A 21,296-nucleotide genomic window follows, 5' to 3' on the forward strand; every position below is an offset into this window, starting at 1 on the left:
GACACGGGAGCTGACCATGGACTGGATCCAGAACGACCACGCTGACAGGTTCTCGCTGCTCGAACACGCAGGCACCGCGCTGGAGCGCGCCTGCCGCGCCGCCATCCAGCGCGACGGCGAAGCCTTTCTGGCCCTGGCCGGCGGGCAGACGCCGCTGCCGCTGTACGCCTGGCTCGGTGCGATCGACTGGGCGGGCCGGGTGCTGGCCGTTCCCACCGACGACCGCTGCGTGCCGCATGCGCATCCGGCCTCCAACGTCGGCCAGCTGCAGGCCACGCTGGGCGGCAACCCGCAGGCCAGCGTGCTGGCGCTGACGTCGCCGGAAGGCGGCGCGGACGATTCGCTGGCGCTCGCGCGCGCGGCGATGGCGGCGCATCCGCAGCCGTTCGACCTGGTGCTGCTGGGGATGGGCGCCGACGGTCATTTCGCCTCGCTGTTTGCCGGCGCCGCCGGGATCGAGGAAGCGCTTGCGCCGACCACCGGCACCGATGTGGTCGCCATCACCCCGCATCCGCTGCCTGCGTCCGCGCCATGGCCACGGATCAGCCTGACCCTGTCGCGGCTGCTGCGCGCGCGGGAAATCCACCTGCTCGCCACCGGCGAGGACAAGCGCGCCGTGCTCGATGCCTGCCGGGCCAGCGCCTCCGCGCCGTATCCGCTGGCCGCCCTGCTGCACGCGGATGCGCCGGCGCCGATCCACATCCACTGGAGTCCATGATGTCCACCGCCGCGCTGCATCCCGCCGTCGAACGCGTCACCGCCCGCATCGCCGCGCGTAGCCTGGCGACGCGCCGTGACTACCTCGCCCGCATGGACGCCGCACACGCGGCCGGCCCGTACCGCTACAAGCTGTCCTGCGGCAACCAGGCGCATGCCTTCGCCGCATCCGGCGAGGACAAGCCGGCGCTGCGCGGCGGGCGCGGCGGCAACATCGGGATCGTGACCGCCTACAACGACATGCTCAGCGCGCACCAGCCGATGGAGCAGTACCCATCGCTGATCCGGATGGCCGCGCGCAATGCCGGCGGCAGCGCGCAGGTGGCCGGCGGCGTGCCGGCGATGTGCGACGGCGTCACCCAGGGCCGCGACGGCATGGAGCTGTCGCTGTTCTCGCGCGACGTGATCGCGCTGGCCACCGCGGTATCGCTCTCGCACGACAGCTTCGACGCGGCGCTGATGCTGGGCGTCTGCGACAAGATCGTGCCGGGCCTGCTGATCGGCGCGCTCAGCTTCGGCCACCTGCCGGTGATCTTCGTACCGGCCGGGCCGATGCCGTCGGGAATCCCCAACAAGCAGAAGGCCGAGGTGCGCCAGCGTTATGCGCTGGGGCAGGCGACGCAGGACGAGCTGATGGATGCGGAGGCCGCTTCCTACCATGCGCCCGGCACCTGCACCTTCTACGGCACCGCCAATTCCAACCAGATGCTGATGGAAGTGATGGGCCTGCACCTGCCCGGCACCGCCTTCGTGCCGCCGAACGGGCCGCTGCGCAGCGCGCTGACCGTGGCCGCCGCCGAACAGGCGCTGCGCATCACCGCGCTGGGCGCGGACTACCGCCCGCTCGCGCAGACCGTCAACGAGAAGGCCATCGTCAACGCGATGGTCGGGCTGGCGGCCACCGGCGGCTCCACCAACCATGCCCTGCACTTGGTCGCGGTGGCGCGCGCCGCCGGCCTGCTGATCGACTGGAACGACCTCGACGAACTCTCCAAGGCCACCCCGCTGCTGGCGCGGGTGTACCCCAACGGTTCCGCCGATGTGAACCATTTCGAGGCCGCCGGGGGCATGGGTTTCGTGATCTCGCAGCTGCTGGATGCCGGCCTGTTGCACGAGGACATCCTGTGCGTGCACGGCGGCAGCCTGCGCCAGCAGGCCCGGCAGCCGTATCTGGACGACCTTGCCCTGCGCTGGCGCGATCCGCCGGCGGTATCGCGGGACATCGACATCGTGCGGCCCGTGTCCGCGCCGTTCGACAGCGAGGGCGGCCTGCGCCGGCTGCAGGGCAACCTTGGCCGCGCGGTGGTCAAGATTTCCGCGGTGGCGCCGCAGTACCGCCGGCACGAGGCGCCGGCACGGATCTTCGCATCGCAGGACGCGCTGCTGGCCGCGTTCAAGGCCGGCGGGCTGGAGGGCGACTTCATCGCGGTGGTGCGCGGGCAGGGCCCGCGTGCCAACGGCATGCCGGAACTGCACAAGCTCACCCCCACGCTGGCGGCGCTGCAGGACCGCGGCCAGCGCGTCGCCCTGCTCACCGACGGGCGCATGTCCGGCGCGTCCGGCAAGGTGCTGGCGGCCATCCACGTGACCCCGGAAGCCGCCGACGGCGGCGCGCTGGCGAAACTGCGCGAAGGCGACCTGATCCGCATCGACGCCGAGGCCGGCGGCATGGACGCGCTGGTGGATGCCGCCGAATGGCAGGCGCGCGGCGTGGCGCTGCCGGATCTGGCCGGCAACCAGTCGGGCATGGGCCGCGAGCTGTTCGGGCTGATGCGCAGCGGCGTCGGCTCCGCCGAACGCGGCGCCTGCTCGTTGTTCGGGAACGACGCATGAGCCATTCCAGCCTCGCCCTGGTCGGCGACATCGGCGGCACCAATGCACGCTTCGCGCTGGTCGACCTGGACGCGTCGAAGATCGAACTGCGCGAATCGAAATCGCTGCCGAATGCCGACTTCGCCAGCCTGCAGCACGCCATCGAACACTATCTGGCCGGCGTCACCCACAAGCCCGCGCGCGCCGCGCTGGCGGTGGCCTGCCCGGTGGGCAGCGACGAGATCCGCCTGACCAACCGCGCCTGGTCGTTTTCGCGCAGCGAACTGCAGCGCACGCTGGGGTTCTCCGAGCTGCGCATGCTCAATGATTTCGGCGCGGTGGCATGGGCGATCCCGGCGCTGTCTCCGGAACACCTGGTAACCCTGCACGGCGCGCCGGAACCACCGCAGCGCGGCCCGATCAGCGTGCTGGGCCCCGGCACCGGGCTGGGCGTTGCGATGCTGGTGGGGTGCGAGGCGAGCGGCTGGCACGTGGTGGAAACCGAAGGCGGCCACGTCGGCTTCGCGCCGATCGGCGACGAGGAACGCGCGATCTCGGCGTGGCTGACCGCGCAGCACGGGCGCACCTCCACCGAGCGCCTGCTGTGCGGCAAGGGTCTGTCCGAAATCGACGCGGTGCTGCGCGGCTCCGGCGCGGTGCTGCCGGGACAGCTGCCGCAGCCGGGCGAAACCACCCTGCGCGCGCCCCTGCTGCGCGATCCGGCCCAGGTGGTGGCGGCGGCGCTGGACGGCCACGACCAGGCGGCGCGCCGCGCGCTGGCCCGCTTCTGTGCGGTGCTGGGCAGCGTGGCCGGCGACTGCGCGCTGATCCACGGCGCGCGCAGCGTGGTGATCGCCGGCGGCATCGTGCCGCGCTTCATTCCGTTCCTGCGCAGCAGCGCGTTCCGCGAACGCTTCCTGGCCAAGGGCCGGCTGGCGCCGCTGCTGGAGTCATTGCCGGTCCAGGTCATCACCCATCCCCACCCCGGCCTGCTCGGCGCCGCCTGCGCGCTGCGCGCCACGGAGCTCTGAACATGTTCGACACCGCACGCCACAGCCAGCTCGTCGACGCCGTGTTCGCCCGCGCGCCGGTGGTACCGGTGATCACCATCGACCGCATCGAAGACGCGCTGCCGCTGTGCCGGGCGTTGGCCGACAACGGCCTGCCGGTGCTGGAAGTGACCCTGCGCACCGCCTGCGCGCTGGATGCCATCGCCCTGCTGGCGCGCGAACTGCCGCAGGCCTGCGTTGGCGCCGGCACTGTTTTGAGCGAAGCCGACCTGCGCCGCGTCGAAGCGGCCGGCGCGCAGTTCGCGATCTCGCCCGGCTGCACCGATGCGCTCTATGCATCCGCAAAGCAATGCGCAACCCCACTGATCCCCGGAGTAGCAACGGCCTCCGAGCTGATGCGCGGGCTGGAACACGGCTGGCAGCGCTTCAAGTTCTTCCCCGCCGAAGCCAGCGGCGGCGTGGCCGCGCTCAAGGGCTTCGCCGGCCCGCTGCCGATGGCGCGCCTCTGCCCCACCGGCGGGATCGACATCGCGAAGGCACCGGCCTATCTGGCGCTGCCCAACGTCGCCTGCGTGGGCGGCTCGTGGATGCTGCCTGCCGATGCCATCAAATCCGGCGACTGGGAACGCATCGGCAAGCTGGCGCGCGAGGCGGCGGCGCTGACGCGAAAGCCGTAGAAGCACGCACCTTCCCGCTCGCCGACTGCGGGCCTGCACAAACATCCGCTCGCCAAACGGCCCACAGGACAGATCCGGCTGGCCATTTCCGCCTCCGGCAAGAAAGACCCCGCCGGTTCGCACCGGCGGGGTTGGCATTGCCAGGGATAGGCTTGGGATCGATCAGAACCGGTAGCTGGCGCCCAGCAGCAGGGTGCGGCCCCACTTGATGTACTCCAGCGGGCGATCCTTGCTGCCGGCATAAGTAGCGTAGGACTCGTCGCCGAGGTTGCTGGCCTGCAACAGCAGGCTCAGGCCCTTGAGGCTGCTGCTCTCGCCAAAGCTGTAGCTGACCTGCGCATCGGTGATGTTCTCGCCGACCACGTAGCGCAGCGTCCGGGCACCATCGAAGTTGCCGATCTCACCGATGAAGTCCGAGCGGCGGCGGTTGTTCACGCGGAACTCGAAGCCGTTGCGCTCGTAGTAGGCAGTGAGGTTGTAGACGCGCTTGGACAGGCCCGGCAGGCTGATCGGGGCACTGCCGACGCTGTTTGCGCTTTCCGGGTCCAGGATCTTGATGCTGCTGTCGGTGAAGCTGGCGCTTGCCACCACGCCGAAGCCGGTGAAGGCATCGCCGAACATCAGGTCCAGCGGCATCGATGCGGTCAGCTCGAGGCCCTGCAGCTTGCCGCCCTTGCCGTTGAACGGCGCCGTCATCGTGCCACTGGTCTGCACGGGCACCGTCATGCCGGCCGGCGGGACCCAGCCGACCAGCAAGTCGGAGAAGTCGTAGCCATCGCGGAGCTGGGTGTAGATGTAGCTGCGCAGGTCCTTGTAGAAGTAGGCGGCGGCGATGTACGCCTTGGAGCCGAAGTACTTCTCCCACGAGATGTCCAAGGCGTTCGCACGCCACGGGTTGAGCAACGGATTGCCGCCGCCGGCACCGGGCTTGCCGTTGGATGTATCCACGCCGAATTCCACCGACGCGCGCAGCTGGTCGACCCGGGCGCGCGCGACCTGCCGCGCAAGCGCCACGCGCAGCGTCTGCTCATTGGCCAGCGAAAAGGCGAGATTGAGGCTGGGCAGCACATCGGTATAGGTGGTGCCATTGCGGTACGGGCGAATCTCCTGCCCGGCCGGTTGCGAGCTGTCCCACACCCGCGAATCGGACGACTGGTCGGTGTGCTGCACCTGGACGCCCACATTGCCGCGCACCGGCACCGCCCCCCACATCGTGTCGATACTCGCCTGCAGGTAAGCAGTACCGATCTTCTCGTTCACCGTCCACGCCTTCGGGATGAGGTAGGCGGCGGTGTCGTCGGTCGGGTTGAACGTCATGTAGCGCGCCACCGCGCCCGGCACGTTCCACGAAGGGATCAGGCCGATGCCGGCGAAGCCCAGATCGACCAGTCCGTACTGCAGATCGGATTCGATCGCCACGTCACCCTGCGCGCCCACATCGATATTGCCTTCCGGCTGCCACTTCTGCTTGCTCCGGTCGGCGTAGTTCACGCCCACACGTAGCTCCGAGAATGCATTGGCGAGCGCCGCAGGCGTCGGGAACTGGAGGTCGAAACGCAGCGCCTTCAGCTCATCCTCGACCTTCGGCACCTTGCCGTAGCCTGACCCGTAAATGGAATTGCGCAGGAACAGCTTGCTGGCGTCCGAGTAATCCAAGGTCGGCACCATCTGGGAGAACCCACCCTCGCGGTAGGTCAGCTGCACATTGTCGTACTGCGGCGCCGGCACCAGCTGGGTGTTGTTCTCCAGACTCAGCTCTTCGCGGTTGGCTTTTGACCAGCTTGCGTCCGCGGTCAGCGTGACGCCGTTACCGAAGAAGAACTCGTTGCGCCAACCCGCCGCATTGATGGTGTCGTCGCGATGGTTGTACATCCCGCGCACCAGCGGGTACACGCCGGCGATGCTGCCGCCGGTGAATGTGCCATTGCCGTTGACGTCGGCATCGCTGTAGGTGCAATCCGGATTGCAGGGGAAGCTGCCGTTGTACTGGGTGTTCATTTCCCACTGGTTGGCGGTGTTCTCCTGCTCCGCGCGCGAGTGGAAAAGATCAACGGTACTGATCCAGCGGTCGCTGGGGCGAAACTCCAGCGTCCCCATTACGCCGTCGCGCTTGGTGTACCCGGTACGCCGCAGCGCCTTGATGCCGTCGGACGCCCAGGTGCCTGCCGGCAGGCCGGGACGCGCATCGGTCTTCCACGGCTCGTACAGGCCGACCTGGTTCTCCTGGATCGGCGTATCGGAATGCGAATAGCCGATCGAGTAGCCGACGGTGCGGCTGGCGGACTGGCCGATATAGCTGGCATTGAAGCGGTTGCCGGTGGCGCCCTGGTTGGCGGCGGAGCCCAGCGAGTTGCGCTGCCAGCGGCCGCTGATCGCGATCACCGGCTTGTCGTAGTCCAGCGGACGCACGGTGCGCATGTTCATCGTGCCGGACAGGCCCTGGCCCACCAGCGCCGCATCGGGCGTCTTGTAGATGGTGACGCCGGCCATCAGCTCGGACGGGTACTGGTCGAACTCGACGCTGCGATTGTCGCCGGTGCTGACCAGCTCGCGGCCGTTGAGCAGCGTGGTGGAGAAGTCGGGCGACAGGCCACGGACGCTCAGCACCTGCGCACGGCCGGCCACGCGCTGCGCGGCCACGCCCGGCAGGCGCGCGATCGATTCGGCGATGCTGACATCGGGCAGCTTGCCGATGTCCTCGGCGGAGATCGCCTCGACGATCGAGGTGGAATCCTTCTTGATGTCGATGGCGCGCTCGATGCCGCCACGGATGCCGGTCACCACCACGGTATCCAGGTTCTTGGCATCCGCCTTCTTCTTCGCGGCCGGCGCGTCCTGCGCGGCCGGCTGTGCCTCCTGCGCAAACGCCTGGGCGGTCAGCATCATCGCGGCCGACGCCAGCGCCACGCTCAACAGGTTTCGCTTCAACTGCACCATGTTCCCCTCCAGAAATGGTTCTCGGAAATGGCGGACTGTGGTCGTCCGCTCCTCATGCCTGCGCCACGCGCATCACATGAACATTGCGATGGTAGTCGCGCCATCGGCCAACAGAAGATGCTGCATACGTATTCATTGCCGCTCCCGGCGGATGCCGTGCAGCCCGCGCCAATGCTGGCTTGCAGCAAAAATCGAATGCCGCCCGCAGGCGCGTCCCACGCACCGTCCTTGTACCGCCAGGGCACGAGTCAGGGTGCTGCCGGGGAACTCGATTCGGGCACAACCGGCAGCAGCCGAACGGCTGCGCCGCCCCCGCCAGCCAGCCACAGCGACAGCACGTCGCCGCGGGCCACGGTTTTTTCCTCGCTGACGAAGCGGAAGCGCGCGTCGCCCTGGAAGGAAGCGCCTTCACCGTCGCGATAGATCTGCGCGCGGTAGCGTTTGCCGGGCTCGAGGAAGTCCAGCGCCAGTGCCAACGTCCGCGGATTGCGGTCGTTCATCGCACCGACGAACCACTCGGGCTTTCCGCGCGCCTTGCGCGCGATCGCCACGTACTCGCCGACCTCGCCGGCCAGCACTTTCGACTCATCCCAGTCCACCGCGACATCCCTGATGAAGCGGAACGCTTCGGGATGCGCGGCGTAATGCTCCGGCAGGTCCGCCACCATCTGGATCGGACTGTAGATGCCGACGTAGAGGGCCAGCTGCCGCGCCAGCGTGCTCTGGATCTCCTGCCCGTTGCGGCCGGTCAGGCTGACGATGCCGGGGGTGTAGTCCATCGGCCCGGCCAGCAGGCGGGTGAACACCAGCGTGACCTCGTGCTCCGGCGGGTTCGGCGGGTTGCCCCAGGCGTTGAACTCCATGCCGCGCGCACCTTCGCGCGAAATCCAGTTCGGATACGTGCGGCGCAGGCCGGTGTCCTTGATCGGCTCGTGGGCATTGATCGCCACGTGGTGCCTGGCCGCGTCGCGCACCACCCGCAGGTGGTGGTTGCTCATCCACTGGCCCTCGTGCCATTCGCGCAGCACCGGCGCGCCGGCTGCGTCCTGGCGCTCGATCTGGCCGGCATCGCAGACATATCCGGTCTTGACCGCGTCGATGCCCAACGCTGCGAACTTCGCGAACGCGGCGTCCATCTGCCGCTCGTAGTGGCTGACCGCGCAGGCGGTTTCGTGGTGGCCGATCAGGTGCACGCCCTTGCCGCCGGCGTACCTCGCCAGTGCGGCAAGGTCGTAGTCCGGGGTGGGTTTGCTGAAATCGAAGCCCCAGCCGTTGGCGAACCAGTCGCCGTCCCAGCCCACGTTCCAGCCTTCCACCAGCACGCCGCGGAAACCGTTGGCGGCGGCGAAGTCGATGTAGCGTTTGGTATTGGCGGTGGTGGCGCCATGCCTGGGGCCGGTCGCCCAGCTCTCCTTGTCCAAGTGCAGCGACCACCACACCCCGACGTATTTCGACGGCTTGAACCAGCCCACGTCGCCCAGCGCGTTGGGCTCGTTGAGGTTGAGGATCAGGTTGGATTCGACCAGCGCGCCGGCGCGCTCGCCCAGCGTGATCGTGCGCCACGGGGTGACGAACGGCGTCTTGCGCACCACCGGCGCCGGGCTGCCCGGCGTCAGCAGCGCGCGCAGTTCGCCGTCGCCGCCACGCATCAGGTTCATGCCGGCGTAATCGACCAGCGCCGCTTCGTGGATGCTCAGGTGCAGGCCATCGTCGGTGCGCAGGGTGATCGGCGTCTGCACCACCCCGACCCCGGACAGCGGGGTGCGGTGGTAGAGGTATTCCTCGCGGTTCCACTCCAGCGCCGGGATCCACCACGCGGTGGCCGGACGGGCGACGGCGAATTCGGTCAGTTCCTGCACGATCTGCGCCTCGCGCAGCGCCGGCTGCGCCGGCACGTCGTAGCGGAAGCCGATGCCGTCGTCGAACACGCGGAACACCATGTCGAAGCGGCGATGGTCGCCGTCCTTCTCGACGAAGCCCGCGCGCAGCTCGTTGTAGTGGTCGCGCACGTAGCGGCGCTCGCCCCAGGGCTGCTCCCAGGTGTGGTCCGCGCTGCGCTGCGCCTGCTTGTCCAGCGCAAGATTTCGCAGCAGCTGGCGGCCGTTGCGGAAGATGAACCCCAGCCGCGAATCCTTCAGCACCGGCTTGCCGTCGCGCAACACCCGATAGGCCAGCCGGCCTTCGCCGTTGAGGTCCAGCTGCACCTCGATGCGCCCATCCGGCGACTTCACCTGCGCCACCTGTTCGGCGTTGGCCCCGCCCGGCAGCGCCAGGACCAGCGCGATCGCCAGCAGCGAAACGCGCACCGGCATCTCCATCGTCTTCGCCTGCATGCCCTGCTCCTCCGTTCAGTCGGTCAGCAACGCGCAGGCCACGCCGCGCGGCGGCAGCCGCAGCACGCCAGCCTCCACGGCGGGTGAAGGCAGGCCCGGTACGTCCAGCAGGGTCGCTGGCACCGGCAGCGTCCAGTCGCAGGCCTGCGCGGAAAGGTTGAACGCCAGCAGCAGCCGCTGGCCCGCGTGTTCGCGCACCAGCGCCAGCACCTGCGCCGGCGCGTCGAGGAAGCGGATCGTGCCCTGCACCAGCGCCGGCTGCGTCTTGCGCCAGCGCAGGAAGGCGCGCGCGGCGTGCAGTACCGAGGCGGGGTCGCGCTCCTGCGCCTCCACGCTCAACGCGCGATGCGCTGCCGGCACCGGCAGCCACGGCGAGGCACTGCTGAAGCCGGCGTCGTCCAAGCTGGTCCACGGCATCGGCGTGCGGCAACCGTCGCGGCCCTTGAAGCTGGGCCAGAACGCCTTGCCGTAGGGATCCTGCAGCGCCTCGAACGGCACCTCTGCCTCCGGCAGCCCCAGCTCCTCACCCTGGTACAGGCAGACGCTGCCGCGCAGCGAACACACCAGCGCCAGCAGCTGCCTGGCCATCGCGGCGTCTTCGCCGCCGCCCCAGCGGGTGACCGCGCGCTGCACGTCGTGGTTGGAGATGGCCCAGCACGGCCAACCTTCGGTCATCTTCGCTTCCAGCGCTTCCACCGTGGCGCGGATGTAGGCCGCGCTGCAGTCCGCGGTCAGAAGCTCGAAGCTGTAGCCCATGTGCAGCCGCTGCGGCGTGCAGTACTCGGCGGTGGTGGCCAGCGAATCCTCGGAGGAGATCTCGCCCAGCGCGCCGGCATCCGGGTAGCGGTCCAGCAGCGCGCGCACTTCCTCCAGCAGGCCCAGGTTTTCCGGCTGGGTGTTGTTGTGGATGTGGTACTGGAAGGCGTAGGGATTGTCGGCGCTGAAGCCACGCCCCGTGCGCAGGTGCGCGGGCTTGGGCGGGTTGTCGCGCAGCTGCGCGTCGTGGAAAGGGAAATTGATGGAGTCGAGGCGGAAGCCGTCGACGCCCCGGTCCAGCCAGAACTTCAGGTTGTCCAGCTGCGCCGCACGCACTTCGGGGTTGTGGAAGTTGAGCTGGGGTTGCGACGAAAGGAAGTTGTGCAGGTAGTACTGGCCGCGGCGCGGCTCCCACGTCCACGCCACCCCGCCGAAGATCGACAGCCAGTTGTTGGGCGGGGTGCCATCGGGCCTGGCGTCGGCCCAGACGAACCAGTCGGCCTTCGCGTTGTCGCGATCCTGCCGACTCTCCTGGAACCAGGCGTGGTCGACCGAGCAGTGGCTGAGCACCTGGTCGATCATCACCTTCAGGCCCAACGCGTGCGCCTTTTCCAGCACCCGGTCGAAATCGGCCAGCGTGCCGAACAGCGGGTCGACGCCGCGGAAGTCGGCGATGTCGTAGCCGAAGTCGGCCATCGGCGAGGTGAAGAACGGCGAGATCCAGATCGCGTCCACGCCCAGCGAGGCGATGTAGTCCAGGCGCGCCAGGATGCCCGGCAGGTCGCCCACGCCATCGCCGTTGGTGTCCAGGAAGCTGCGCGGGTAGATCTGGTAGATCACCGCGCCGCGCCACCAGTGCTGTCCAGCCATTCCCGCTCCACGCCCCTGCAACAAGCGCGGACTATGCCGCGCGCCGCCACGGCTGCGGCACCGCTGGCGCGTGAATACGTTTACATGCACGGCGCGGCGGAAGCGGTGCGGTATATCTACCCCGCCGCCCGTTCCGGCCGGCCATCGCGCGCACTGGGGACCGCATGCATACCACCGGCACCACCGCCAAACCGCAGCTGTCGTTCTGGCAGATCTGGAACATGTGCTTCGGCTTCCTCGGCATCCAGTTCGGCTTCGCCCTGCAGAACGCCAACGTCAGCCGCATCTTCCAGACCCTGGGCGCGGAGATGGATTCGCTGCCGGGCCTGTGGATCGCCGCGCCGCTGACCGGCCTGCTGGTGCAACCGGTGATCGGCTACCTGTCCGACCGCACCTGGACCGGGCTGGGCCGGCGCCGGCCGTATTTCCTCGCCGGCGCCCTGCTCGCCTCGCTGGCGCTGCTGTTCATGCCCGACTCGCCGACACTGTGGATCGCCGCCGGGCTGCTGTGGGTGCTGGATGCGTCCATCAACGTGTCGATGGAACCCTTCCGCGCCTTCGTCGGCGACCAGCTGCCGGTATCGCAGCGGGCCAAGGGCTATGCGATGCAGAGCTTCTTCATCGGCATCGGTTCGGTGGTGGCCAGCCTGCTGCCGTGGCTGCTGGCGAAGTGGGGCGTCGCCAACACCGCCGGTCCCGGCGAGGTCCCCGACACCGTGCGCTACGCCTTCTACGCCGGCGCCGGCGTGCTGTTGGGCGCGATCGCGTGGACGGTGCTGCGCACCCGCGAATATCCTCCGGAAACGCTGCAGGCCTTCGATCAGGCACCGCCGCTGGACCGCGCGCCGCTGGACCGGCCGCGCGCCACCCGCTTCGGCCTGCTGTGGCTGCTGCTGGGCGGACTGGGGCTGGCCGGGGTGGCATGGCAGGGCCTGCCGCGCGAGCTGTACCTGCTGGGCGCGCTGCTGGCCGCCTACGGCGTGGCCCTGCTGGCGCTGAACGTGGTGGGGCGCGACAACGGCTTCGCCCACGTCATGCACGACATCTACGCGATGCCGACCGCCATGCGCCGGCTGGCGGTGGTGCAGTTCTTCTCGTGGTTCGCGCTGTTCGCGATGTGGATCTACACCACCGCCACCGTCACCAGCGTGTACTACGGCAGCACCGACACCGCCTCGGCCGCCTACAACACCGGCGCCAACTGGGTGGGCGTGCTGTTCGCCGCCTACAACGGCTTCGCCGCGCTGGCGGCGATCGCGATCCCGTGGATGGCGCGCCGCTTCGGCCTGCGCGGCAGCCACCTGGTCAACGTGTCGCTGGGCGGGCTGGGCCTCGCCTCGATCCCGTTCCTGCCCGACGAGAACTGGCTGCTGCTGTCGATGGCCGGCGTCGGCATCGCCTGGGCCTCGATCCTGTCGCTGCCGTACGCGCTGCTGTCCGACAGCGTGCCCGCCCAAAAGATGGGCGTGTACATGGGCATCTTCAATTTCTTCATCGTCATCCCGCAGCTGGTGGCGGTGGCCACGCTGGGCTACATCCTCAAGCACGTGTTCGCCGACGACCCGTCGAAGATCCTCGTGCTGGGCGGCGCCAGCATGCTTGTCGCCGGGGCCTGCGTGCTGCGCGTGCCCGAACCCGCCGCCCACGCCTGAGGCCCGCCATGCGCCAGATCCGCACCCTCCTCGCTCTCGCCCTGCTCGCCGCCGCCAGCGGCTGCGCCAGCATCGCGCCACCCGCCGCGCGCACCGCCAACGACTACTACGGCACGCTGGAACCGTTCGCCCGTGAGGCGGTGTACTTCGTGGTGACCGACCGCTTCGTCAACGGCGACACCGCCAACGACCAGCGCGACCAGGGCACCTTCGACCTCCCGCTGGCGCCCTGCAACGGCGTGGCCGGCAATATCGGCTACCTCGGCGGCGACTTCAGGGGGCTTGCGGACAACCTCGACTACATCCGCGGGATGGGCTTCACCTCGGTGTGGATCACGCCCGTCGTGGACAACCCTGACGAGCCGTTCACCGGCGGCACCGCGCCGACCTGCGGGGGCAGCCTCGCCGACAAGGGCAAGACCGGCTACCACGGTTACTGGGGCGTGAATTTCCACAAGCTCGACGAGCACCTGCCCAGCCCCGGGCTGGACTTCCGCGGGCTGGCCGACGCCGTCCACGGCAAGGGCATGAAGCTGGTGCTGGACATCGTGGGCAACCACGGCTCGCCGGCGTGGGGGATGGAGCGCGATCAGCCCGGCTTCGGCAAGCTCTACGACAAGGACGGCAAGCTGCTGGCCGACCACCAGAACCTGCCGCCGCAAAAGCTAGACCCCGCGCGCAACCCGCTGCACCGCTTCTACAACAACGTCGGCCCGGTCGACGGTGAAAAATACGCCAGCGGCAACCTCGCCCAGCTCTCGGACCTCAACGAGAACAATCCCGCGGTGCTGGACTACCTGGCCGGCGCCTACGAGCAATGGATCGAACAGGGCGCCGACGCCTTCCGCATCGACACCATCGCGTGGATGCCGGATGCGTTCTGGCAGCAGTTCACCAGCCGCATCCGCGCCAAGCACCCCGGCTTCTTCATGTTCGGCGAAGCCTTCGACTACAACGCCGGCACCATCGCCCGCCACACCCTGCCCGGCCACGGCGAAACCAGCGTGCTGGACTTCCCGATGAAGCAGGCGATGGAGGAGGCCTTCGGCCACAAGCAGGCCGGCTTCGAACGGCTGGCGCCGGCGCTGCACCTCACCGGCGGGCCGTATGCGAACCCCTACGACCTCGCCACCTTCTACGACAACCACGACATGCCGCGCATGGATGCCAGCGACGCCGGCTTCATCGACGCGCACAACTGGCTGTTCACCGCGCGCGGCATCCCGGTGGTCTATTACGGCTCGGAGATGGGCTTCATGCGCGGCCGGCCCGAGCACGGCGGCAACCGCAACTACTTCGGCGTGGAGGGCATCACCGCGGCCAAGGCCAGCCCGATTCGCATGGCGCTTTCGCGCATCGCCAAGGTGCGCGAAGCCGCGCCGGCGCTGCAGCGTGGCCTGCAGGTCAACGTCGAGCTGCAGGGCACACGCGCGGCGTTCTACCGGGTGTACCAGCACGCCGGCAACGCGCAGATCGCGCTGGTGCTGTTGAACAAGGGCGATGCGACGGCGCGTTTCGCGATCGATGCGATGCTGCAGGCGGGACGCTGGACGTCGGCGCTGGATGGCGAAGCGATCGAGGTCGCCGCGGGCGGAAAGCTCGAAGCCAGCGTGCCGGCGCATGGCGTGCAGGTCTACCTGCTGGATGCGCCGGTCACCGAACCGGCGCTGGTCGCGGCGCTGGATGCGGCGATGGCGGGCGCGCGGCTGCCGCGATAATTCAGCCGCCGCTGGACGCCCGCACCGCGAGCGTGGGCTGCAGCATCGCGCTCTGCGCCGGTTGCTCGCGGACCTGCTGCAGCAGCGCCTGCACCAGCAACTCGCCGGCTTTCGAGGTGTCCTGCACCACCGTGGTGAGTGGCGGGTTGGCATACAGCGCCATCGACGTACCGTCGAAGCCCACCACCGCCACGTCCTCGGGAATGCGCAGCCCGGCCTGCTTGAGCGCGTGCATCGCGCCGATCGCGATCAGGTCGCTGGCGGCGAACACCGCGTCGAACGGCAGCCCGCGCGCCAGCAGCGCATTGGCGGCATCGGCGCCGGCCTGCTCGGTGCTGTCGGCGTCCACCTGCAGCTCCGGCAGCATCGCCGCACCGGCCTCGCGCAGCGCCGCGTCGCAGCCCTGGTAGCGGGCGAAGAACTCCGGGAACCGGGTCGAGGCATCGCCGAGGAACGCGATACGGCGCCGCCCCTGCGCCAGCAGGTGCCGGCCCGCCAGCACCCCGCCGGCGTGGTTGTCGCAGCCGATGGAAATGCCCGGCTGGCCCGGCTGCACCTGGCCCCAGCGCACGAAATGGGTGCCCTGCTCCACCAGCCGCGCCAGCTTGCTCTCGTAGGCGAGGTAGTCCCCGTAGCCCAGCAGGATCAGGCCGTCGGCCTTCATGCTGTCCTCGTAGTCGGCGTGCCAGTCGTCGGACAGCTGCTGGAACGACACCAGCAGGTCGTGGCCGTGGCGCGCACAGGCGCGGGTGATCGAACCCAGCATCGACAGGAAGAACGGGTTGATGTGCGAATCGTCCTGGGTGGGGTCCTCGAACAACAGCAGCGCCAGCGTGCCGGCGCGTTGCGTGCGCAGGCTGGAGGCATGGCGGTCGACCTTGTAGTTGAGCTCGCGCACCGCCAGCTCCACCCGCCGCCGCGTCTCCGCGTTGACCAGCGGACTGCCGGCCAGCACCCGCGAAACCGTGGCCTGCGACACCCCGGCCCGATGGGCGATGTCCAGCGAGGTGACCCGGGTCTTCTTGCGGGAGCGGCGCGCTTCGATCATGGGCCGAGTGTAGCAACGGCTGCGCGCGGCCGGCCCGGATGCGGCCTAGGCCGGGGCCGCGGCGAAAGATCAGGCGCCGGTCCGCGACGCGCCTGCCGCGCTCACACCTCGGCCTTGCCGGCGGCGATGCGCGCGGCCTCCTCGGCCAGGAGTTCCGGGTGCAGGTCGAACTGGTCGGAGAGCAGCAGTGCGCGCGCCGCTTCGCCCACTTCGATGCGTTCGGCCTGCAGCAGGTCGCCGTCGCGGAACAGTTCGATGTAGCTGTCCAGCACGCCGGACAGCGTGCCCTGCGCGGTGTCGGGCGCGGCCAGGACCAGCTGCAGGCCCAGCGATCGCAGGTAGTCGACGGTGGCGCGTGCGTTCTGCGCATCGATCTTGTCGCCGAATTCGTCCAGCAGGATCAGCCCCAGCCCGCCCGGATGCGCCGCGCTCTTGCCGTAGGCGGCGGCCAGCGCGGCGCCGGCGATCACGTACAGCGGCGCGCGGTGTTCGCCGCCGGAGCCGGAGCGCATGCGCTCGGACAGCGAGCCGATCACCTTGTCGTCCTGGCGGATCTGCACCTCGAAGCGGAAGAAGCGGCGGTAGTCGTCCAGCGCCGAGGCGGCGCCGCGCTGCGCGGCGTTGTCCTCGATCAGCTCGCGGAAGGCGGCCGGCACTTCGCCGGCGCTGCCGAACAGCCCATCCTCGCCGCCCACGTCGGCCACGCGCTGGATGAAGCGGTGCAGCTCGCGGTATTCGGGTGCGACCTCGTAGTGGAACTGGTAGCGCTCGTTGTTGGAGAACGCGGGGCTGGCGCGCAGGGTGCGATTGAGCGTGCCGATCTGGTACTTCAGCTTGCTGAAGTTGTCGTACAGCGCCGAAGCGACGTTGCTGCGGAAGGTCTCGGTGGCGGTGGCGTAGGCCTCGTCGGCCTGCCGCTGGTAATTGGCCAGCTCCGATTCGCGCAGCTGCGCCAGCTCCCTCGCCAGCAGGCGGCGCGCGGCGCGCCAGTCGGCGGGCGCCAACTCCAGCGCCAGCCCGTGGTCCTTGGCGTACTGCGACAGCGTGCCCCATGCCTCGGGCTTGAGGTTGTCCAGCTGCCGATCACTGTCCCTGGCGCGCTCCTCGCAGCGGTCGCCGCGCTCCTTCAGCGTGGGCCACTTGCCATCCATTTCCTCGCGCAGGCGCTCGACCCGGTTGGGATCGACGTCGGCGTCGCGGAAGGCCTCCACCGCGCGCCGCGCCACCAGTTCCTCCTGCCCGCGCAGGCCGTCCAGCAGGCGTTGCGCGGCGGTTTCCGCGCCTTCGTCCAGCGCCACCCGGCCCAGCAGCCCGTCGCGACGGCTGCGGCAGGCGGCCAGCTGTTCGGCCAGTTCGCGCAGCTGTTCCGAGGCGCGCAGCAGGTCGGGGTTCTGCGCGGCCTCGCGGCCTTCCTGCGCGTCCCGGTAGCGGCGCAGCACCTGCCGATGTTCGAGCGCCACATCGTGCAGCGCCTGCGCCAGCGGTTCGGGATCGGCCAGCGGCGCCAGCCCGCGCTGGCAGGCATCGGCGCGGCGCAGCGCGGGTTCCAGTTCGCGCAGCTCGCGCTCGGCGGCGTCGATGTCCTCGCGCAGCACGCGCAGGCGGGCGCGGTTGTCGCTGGCGCCGATCTTCAGCTCGTCGGCCGCCGGCAGGCGCCGACGCTCGATGCTGCCGCCCTTGGCCAGCAGGCCGTCGCGGGTCAGGCTCTGGCGGCTGGCGACCAGCTCGGCTTCGCTGTCCACGCAGCGCAGCTCGCCAAGGGTGCGGCGCAGGAACGCCAGCGCCTCGGCGTTGTCGCCTTCCAGCAGAGCGGCAACGCTGCCCGGCCTGGGATCCTCGCTTCCGCGCCGCGCCGCGCTGGACAGCGCCAGCTTGACGCCGTACACGCTGCGCCCGCCGCTGAGCGCGCGATACAGCTTCACCGCGCGCTCCTCGTCGGCAGCCGGGATCAGCAGCGCCTCGACGTTGCCGCGCAGATAGGCCTCGATGGCGCCCTGCCAGGCCGGATCGCGCACCCGCACCAGATCGCAGACCGGGCGCGCGGCGATGCCTTCGTCCTGCAGGTAGTGCATCAGCCGCACCACGTCGGGATGCAGCTCCGCCTTGCCTGCGGCCAAGCGCTTCTGGTTCTGCCGCGCCGCGGCCAAGCGGCCCTGCGCCTCGTCCACGCCGGCATGCAGGGCGCGGGCGTGCCCGTCGACGGCGGCGATCAGCGGTTGCGCGGCAGCCAGCGCCTGCTGCGCCTCGGCAAACAGCGCGGCGGGTTGCCACGGCAGTTCGGCATCGACCGGCAGCGCCGCCAGCGCGTCATACCAGCGTTGCCACGCCGCCTGCGCCTGCGCCAGCGCGGCCGCGTCCAGCGCGGGAAGCTCGAGCCTGGCGGCCGCCTGCCACTGCTCGCGCACCATGCCGACACTGCGGGTGAGCTCGCGCTTGAGCCGCGCCAGCTCGCCACGGTCGCGGCCGGCCAGTTCGTCGATCTGCGCCTGCTCGCCGTAGCCGGCGCTGCCCTGCAGCCGTGCCTGCGCCTGCCCATGCGCGTCTTCGATGGCCGCCTGTTCGCTGCTGGCTTCGCCCAGCGCGCGGCGGGTGTCGGCCAGTTGGCGGGTGGCCGCTTCGCAAGCCGCTTCGGCCTGCTCCACCTGCTCCGACAGCAGATCGCGCGCGAATTCCGCGGCCAGCGCGCGGCAGCTGGCGGCGCGGGTGGCCTGCTGGGCGATCTTCTCGTACTGCGCGTCCACGCCCTCGGCGGCGGCGATCCGCGCCACCACCTGCTCGACCTTGTCCTTGAGCTGGCGGAAGGTCTCCAGCAGCGCGTGGAAACGGGCGATGTCGGTCGGCCGGTCCTCGGCCACCAGCGTGCGCACGAACAGGTCCACGTCCTCCACCCGCTGCAGGTTCAGCGCGTTCTGGAACGCCTTGCGGTAGGCATTGACGTCGGGTTGGCCGGCGGGCGCGGCGCGCAGGCGCAGCAGCAGGTCCTTGAGGAAGCGCTCGCTGCCGGCATGCAGCTCCGGGCCCGGCCCGCTGCCCGCTTCGCGGCAGCGCTTTGCCAGCAGTTCCTTGAAGCCGGCCCAGGCCAGCGGCAGTTCGCGGCCGTTGGCGCGCTCCAGGTGGTCTTCCAGCGACAGCGCCACGCCGGGGACGATGTACTGGCCGTAGACGCGATGATCGGGCTCGTCCGCACTGGCGCCCAGCGCGATGCCGGCGGTCAGCGGCAGGCCGCTGTCCTGGTCGCGGAACACCAGGCTGATGTAGGTGGTGGCGGTGCGCCGCTTGCGGCCTTCCTCGCCGCTGCGCCAGGTGCCCAGGCAGTAGTCGCGGATGGAGCGCGCGCGGGCGCTGCCGCCGGCCTGCGCGTTGAAGCGGATACGCGAGCGGTCGCCGCCCAGCAGCACGATCTGCAGCGCGTCCAGCAGCGCGCTCTTGCCGGCGCCGTTGGGCGCGATGATGGCGCTGGTGGGCGACAGCTCCAGCGTCTGCGCCTCGAACAGGAAGAACTGCACCAGGTGCACGCGCTCAAGCAGCTGCATCGTCGTCCTCCATGCCCGCGGCTTCGGCGTCTTCGATCTCGTCGTCGCGGTTGTGCTGGTCCAGCCGCTGCAGCCAGGTTTCGCCCACGATGTCGACGATGGCCGGGCGCACGCGCAGGTGGAACGGCTGCGGATCGTCCGGCTCGGAGTCCACCAGCCGCGCCACGCCCCAGCGCCTGGCCGTGCGCGCCAGTGCGCGCAGGCTGCCGACCTCCGGCATCGGCCGCGCGATCAGCGCCTGGTAGGCCTCCTGCAGCTCGGGCAGTTCCACCACCACTTCGCCCAGCTCCTCGATGTTGCCCTGCCGCGCGGCCTCGTCGTAGCGCTGGCGCAGCACCAGCAGCAGCAGGGTTTCCTCCAGCGTCACCGGCACGCCCTCGGCATGCGCCGGCAGCGCCACCACGTAGCGGTAGTGCGGGTTGCGCTCCAGCCGGATGCCCAGCGGCGCCAGCGCGGCCAGGTAGTCGTCGAAATGATCCTCCACCAGGTGGTAGGCGATGCGCGCGCCGCGGTCGCTGGCGTACAACACCTGCTCGGTGACCAGGCGATAAGCGGCGCGCTCGAAATCGGCCACCGCGTAGGTGCCGTTCGAGAGTTGCGAGAGGACGTTCCAGCTGCGTTTCATGCGGTCTTTCGGATGCGGTGGATGGCGAAGCGCGGGGCGCGCAGGTAGCCGTTGTCGTTGCGCTCGCCGGCGTCGATGAGCTCCACGCGGAAGCCCTTGGCAAGGCGGGTCAGCGGATCGTCGCGACGCAGGCCGCCGATGCGCTGGCTGCGCAGCGCCAGCGTGAGCAGGGTCTGGTAGGCGCGCAGGTCGGCGATGCCGTCGATGGCAAGCTGGGCCGAGTCCACCCGGCCGCCTTCTTGCAGGTGGCGGCCGACGTAGCGGGCCATGTCTTCGGCCGTCACCAGCCGCGCGCGCTTGATCCGCCGCAGCAGCGCCAGCCGCGCCTGCTGCTCCGGCGTGGGCCGGGCCACGGCATTGGCGCTGCGGGCGATGGCGGCGGGCCTGCGCCGCGGCGGACGCAGCTGCTCGTCGTCCATCAGCGCACCCGGCGCCACCGGCAGCCGCAGCGCATCGTCCGGCGCCGCCAGCGCACCGCGGATCGCGCGCGCAAGCAGCACGTCGAGCCTGGCCGGCGCGCGCAGGCGGTAATCAAGGAAGGCCAGCGCACGGCGGTTGGCCTGGCGGATATCCTCGTCCAGCCGGCCCAGGTATTCGTCGATGCGCTCCAGCTCGTGCAGCCGGCGCAGGCTGCGCGCAAGCCGCGCCTCCGCCCGCCCGATGTCGCCCGAGGTGAGGTACTCGGCGTACCAACCCAGCACCGCCGCGCGCCGGTCGCCGGTGTCGATCTCGCGCGCCATCGCCAGGATCGCACCGCGCCGCGCCAGCGGATGGTCGGCCTTGTGCAGCTCGGCGTAATCGCCGACGAAGAAGCCGGACACGTAGCGCTCGAACCACAGCCGCGCAAACTGGGCAGTGCTCTCGGCGCGCGACAGCTCCGGCATCAGGTCGCGCACCTTCAGGCTCATCGAACTCAGCGACACCAGCAGCCGCCGCGCCTGGTCGGCGGCTTCGTCCAGCGCATCGCCGCCGGCCCTGCCCTCCACCACCTGGCGCAGCTGCCATTCGATCGAGCGGACCTTCACCGACACGAAGGTCGGCCCGTGCTCGGCGAACTCCACCAGGGTGGCCAGGAACTGCGCCACCAGTGGCGGCATGCTGACCATCTCGCGCGCACCCACCCGCTCCTGGCGCAGCCAGCCGGCCGCGCGGAAGCGCTCGTGGATGGCGTTGGCGCGGACGTTCAGCGGCGCGTCCGGCGCCTGCCCGTCCTCGTCCTCCCACGGATCGTCACTGAGCAGGTAGCGCTCGATGGCGGCGGTGACCTCGCGACGCTGGAATCCGATCGGCGGCGCCAGCGGCGCGTCCGGCCCGAAGAATTCGTCGTACAGCCGGCACAGCAGCGCCCAGTGGTGCTGCCGGTTGGCCGAGGCCAGCGGGCCGAAAAGGCCGGCCGGCACCAGCTCGAACAGGGGCGCGCTTGCTTGCATCGTGTGTACCGCCCTCCCGTTCCATGCCCGCCGCGCACCACGGCGGCGCGGACGCGATCCCATCCAGTGCCCGCGATTATCCCCGATCCCGGCCCCGCGACCGGCTGCCCTGCCGGCGCGAACTGCCTGGCGCGGCAATGCTTGATGGGCGGCCCTGCTGTCCTTATCACCGGCCCGG

Annotated in this window: 13 protein-coding genes; 6 read left to right on the forward strand and 7 right to left on the reverse strand. The window is 70.1% G+C overall.

Going from position 1 to position 21,296, the window contains the following annotated elements; genetic code table 11:
- Positions 1-16 precede the first annotated feature (16 nt).
- From E5S66_RS12690 to E5S66_RS12705, 4 genes are read left to right on the forward strand one after another with little or no spacing between them, the layout of a single operon-like run.
- The gene (locus E5S66_RS12690) at positions 17-718 is read left to right on the forward strand and encodes a 6-phosphogluconolactonase (protein WP_138349807.1); all 702 of its coding nucleotides are present in this window, start codon (positions 17-19) and stop codon (positions 716-718) included.
- Positions 718-2,550 (forward strand): phosphogluconate dehydratase, encoded by a 1,833-nt coding sequence (gene edd, locus E5S66_RS12695; protein WP_212745361.1) that lies wholly within the window; start codon positions 718-720, stop codon positions 2,548-2,550. The genes E5S66_RS12690 and edd overlap by 1 nt, the downstream gene beginning before the upstream one ends.
- Positions 2,547-3,560, forward strand: a complete 1,014-nt coding sequence (glk, locus tag E5S66_RS12700; RefSeq protein WP_138349811.1) for a glucokinase — start codon at positions 2,547-2,549, stop codon at positions 3,558-3,560. The genes edd and glk overlap by 4 nt, the downstream gene beginning before the upstream one ends.
- 2 nt (positions 3,561-3,562) lie before the next feature.
- The gene (locus E5S66_RS12705) at positions 3,563-4,216 is read left to right on the forward strand and encodes a bifunctional 4-hydroxy-2-oxoglutarate aldolase/2-dehydro-3-deoxy-phosphogluconate aldolase (RefSeq protein ID WP_138349813.1); all 654 of its coding nucleotides are present in this window, start codon (positions 3,563-3,565) and stop codon (positions 4,214-4,216) included.
- Between the two features lie 162 nt (positions 4,217-4,378).
- On the opposite strand, the gene E5S66_RS12710 is transcribed toward E5S66_RS12705, so the two are convergent.
- The 3 genes from E5S66_RS12710 to E5S66_RS12720 all read right to left on the reverse strand — a co-directional run bounded on the left by E5S66_RS12710 (position 4,379) and on the right by E5S66_RS12720 (position 11,112).
- Positions 4,379-7,153 carry a TonB-dependent receptor gene (locus E5S66_RS12710; RefSeq protein WP_138349815.1) on the reverse strand — a complete coding sequence of 925 codons (2,775 nt, stop codon included), beginning with the start codon at positions 7,151-7,153 and terminating at the stop codon, positions 4,379-4,381.
- Between the two features lie 248 nt (positions 7,154-7,401).
- The gene (locus E5S66_RS12715) at positions 7,402-9,486 is read right to left on the reverse strand and encodes a glycoside hydrolase family 97 protein (protein WP_138349817.1); all 2,085 of its coding nucleotides are present in this window, start codon (positions 9,484-9,486) and stop codon (positions 7,402-7,404) included.
- Between the two features lie 15 nt (positions 9,487-9,501).
- Positions 9,502-11,112, reverse strand: coding sequence for an alpha-glucosidase family protein (locus E5S66_RS12720; RefSeq protein ID WP_138349819.1), 1,611 nt, complete (start codon positions 11,110-11,112; stop codon positions 9,502-9,504).
- 164 nt (positions 11,113-11,276) lie between these two features.
- Here E5S66_RS12720 and E5S66_RS12725 point away from each other — a divergent pair, with 164 nt between their 5' ends.
- Entirely contained in the window at positions 11,277-12,764 is a 1,488-nt protein-coding gene (locus E5S66_RS12725; RefSeq protein ID WP_138349821.1) for an MFS transporter, read from the forward strand.
- An 8-nt stretch (positions 12,765-12,772) separates the two neighbouring features.
- Positions 12,773-14,482 (forward strand): alpha-amylase family glycosyl hydrolase, encoded by a 1,710-nt coding sequence (locus E5S66_RS12730; protein ID WP_138349823.1) that lies wholly within the window; start codon positions 12,773-12,775, stop codon positions 14,480-14,482.
- A 1-nt stretch (position 14,483) separates the two neighbouring features.
- On the opposite strand, the gene E5S66_RS12735 is transcribed toward E5S66_RS12730, so the two are convergent.
- The 4 genes from E5S66_RS12735 to E5S66_RS12750 all read right to left on the reverse strand — a co-directional run bounded on the left by E5S66_RS12735 (position 14,484) and on the right by E5S66_RS12750 (position 21,118).
- Positions 14,484-15,530: a LacI family DNA-binding transcriptional regulator gene (locus tag E5S66_RS12735; RefSeq protein WP_138349825.1), complete on the reverse strand. Its 1,047-nt coding sequence runs from the start codon at positions 15,528-15,530 to the stop codon at positions 14,484-14,486.
- A 101-nt stretch (positions 15,531-15,631) separates the two neighbouring features.
- The gene (locus E5S66_RS12740) at positions 15,632-19,063 is read right to left on the reverse strand and encodes an SbcC/MukB-like Walker B domain-containing protein (protein WP_138349827.1); all 3,432 of its coding nucleotides are present in this window, start codon (positions 19,061-19,063) and stop codon (positions 15,632-15,634) included.
- Positions 19,050-19,688, reverse strand: a complete 639-nt coding sequence (locus E5S66_RS12745; protein WP_138349829.1) for a DUF4194 domain-containing protein — start codon at positions 19,686-19,688, stop codon at positions 19,050-19,052. The genes E5S66_RS12740 and E5S66_RS12745 overlap by 14 nt, the downstream gene beginning before the upstream one ends.
- Complete coding sequence (locus tag E5S66_RS12750; RefSeq protein ID WP_138349831.1) at positions 19,685-21,118, reverse strand: Wadjet anti-phage system protein JetA family protein; 1,434 nt, start codon at positions 21,116-21,118, stop codon at positions 19,685-19,687. The genes E5S66_RS12745 and E5S66_RS12750 overlap by 4 nt, the downstream gene beginning before the upstream one ends.
- Between the last annotated feature and the right edge of the window lie 178 nt (positions 21,119-21,296).

The organism is Thermomonas fusca (assembly GCF_005862345.1).
Lineage (GTDB): Bacteria > Pseudomonadota > Gammaproteobacteria > Xanthomonadales > Xanthomonadaceae > Thermomonas > Thermomonas fusca.

Coding starts and splice junctions, on each gene's coding strand:
- E5S66_RS12690 (WP_138349807.1), top strand. CDS start 17: ATGGACTGGATCCAGAACGACCACGCTGACAGGTTCTCGCTGCTCGAA.
- edd (WP_212745361.1), top strand. CDS start 718: ATGTCCACCGCCGCGCTGCATCCCGCCGTCGAACGCGTCACCGCCCGC.
- glk (WP_138349811.1), top strand. CDS start 2,547: ATGAGCCATTCCAGCCTCGCCCTGGTCGGCGACATCGGCGGCACCAAT.
- E5S66_RS12705 (WP_138349813.1), top strand. CDS start 3,563: ATGTTCGACACCGCACGCCACAGCCAGCTCGTCGACGCCGTGTTCGCC.
- E5S66_RS12710 (WP_138349815.1), bottom strand. CDS start 7,153: ATGGTGCAGTTGAAGCGAAACCTGTTGAGCGTGGCGCTGGCGTCGGCC.
- E5S66_RS12715 (WP_138349817.1), bottom strand. CDS start 9,486: ATGCAGGCGAAGACGATGGAGATGCCGGTGCGCGTTTCGCTGCTGGCG.
- E5S66_RS12720 (WP_138349819.1), bottom strand. CDS start 11,112: ATGGCTGGACAGCACTGGTGGCGCGGCGCGGTGATCTACCAGATCTAC.
- E5S66_RS12725 (WP_138349821.1), top strand. CDS start 11,277: ATGCATACCACCGGCACCACCGCCAAACCGCAGCTGTCGTTCTGGCAG.
- E5S66_RS12730 (WP_138349823.1), top strand. CDS start 12,773: ATGCGCCAGATCCGCACCCTCCTCGCTCTCGCCCTGCTCGCCGCCGCC.
- E5S66_RS12735 (WP_138349825.1), bottom strand. CDS start 15,530: ATGATCGAAGCGCGCCGCTCCCGCAAGAAGACCCGGGTCACCTCGCTG.
- E5S66_RS12740 (WP_138349827.1), bottom strand. CDS start 19,063: ATGCAGCTGCTTGAGCGCGTGCACCTGGTGCAGTTCTTCCTGTTCGAG.
- E5S66_RS12745 (WP_138349829.1), bottom strand. CDS start 19,688: ATGAAACGCAGCTGGAACGTCCTCTCGCAACTCTCGAACGGCACCTAC.
- E5S66_RS12750 (WP_138349831.1), bottom strand. CDS start 21,118: ATGCAAGCAAGCGCGCCCCTGTTCGAGCTGGTGCCGGCCGGCCTTTTC.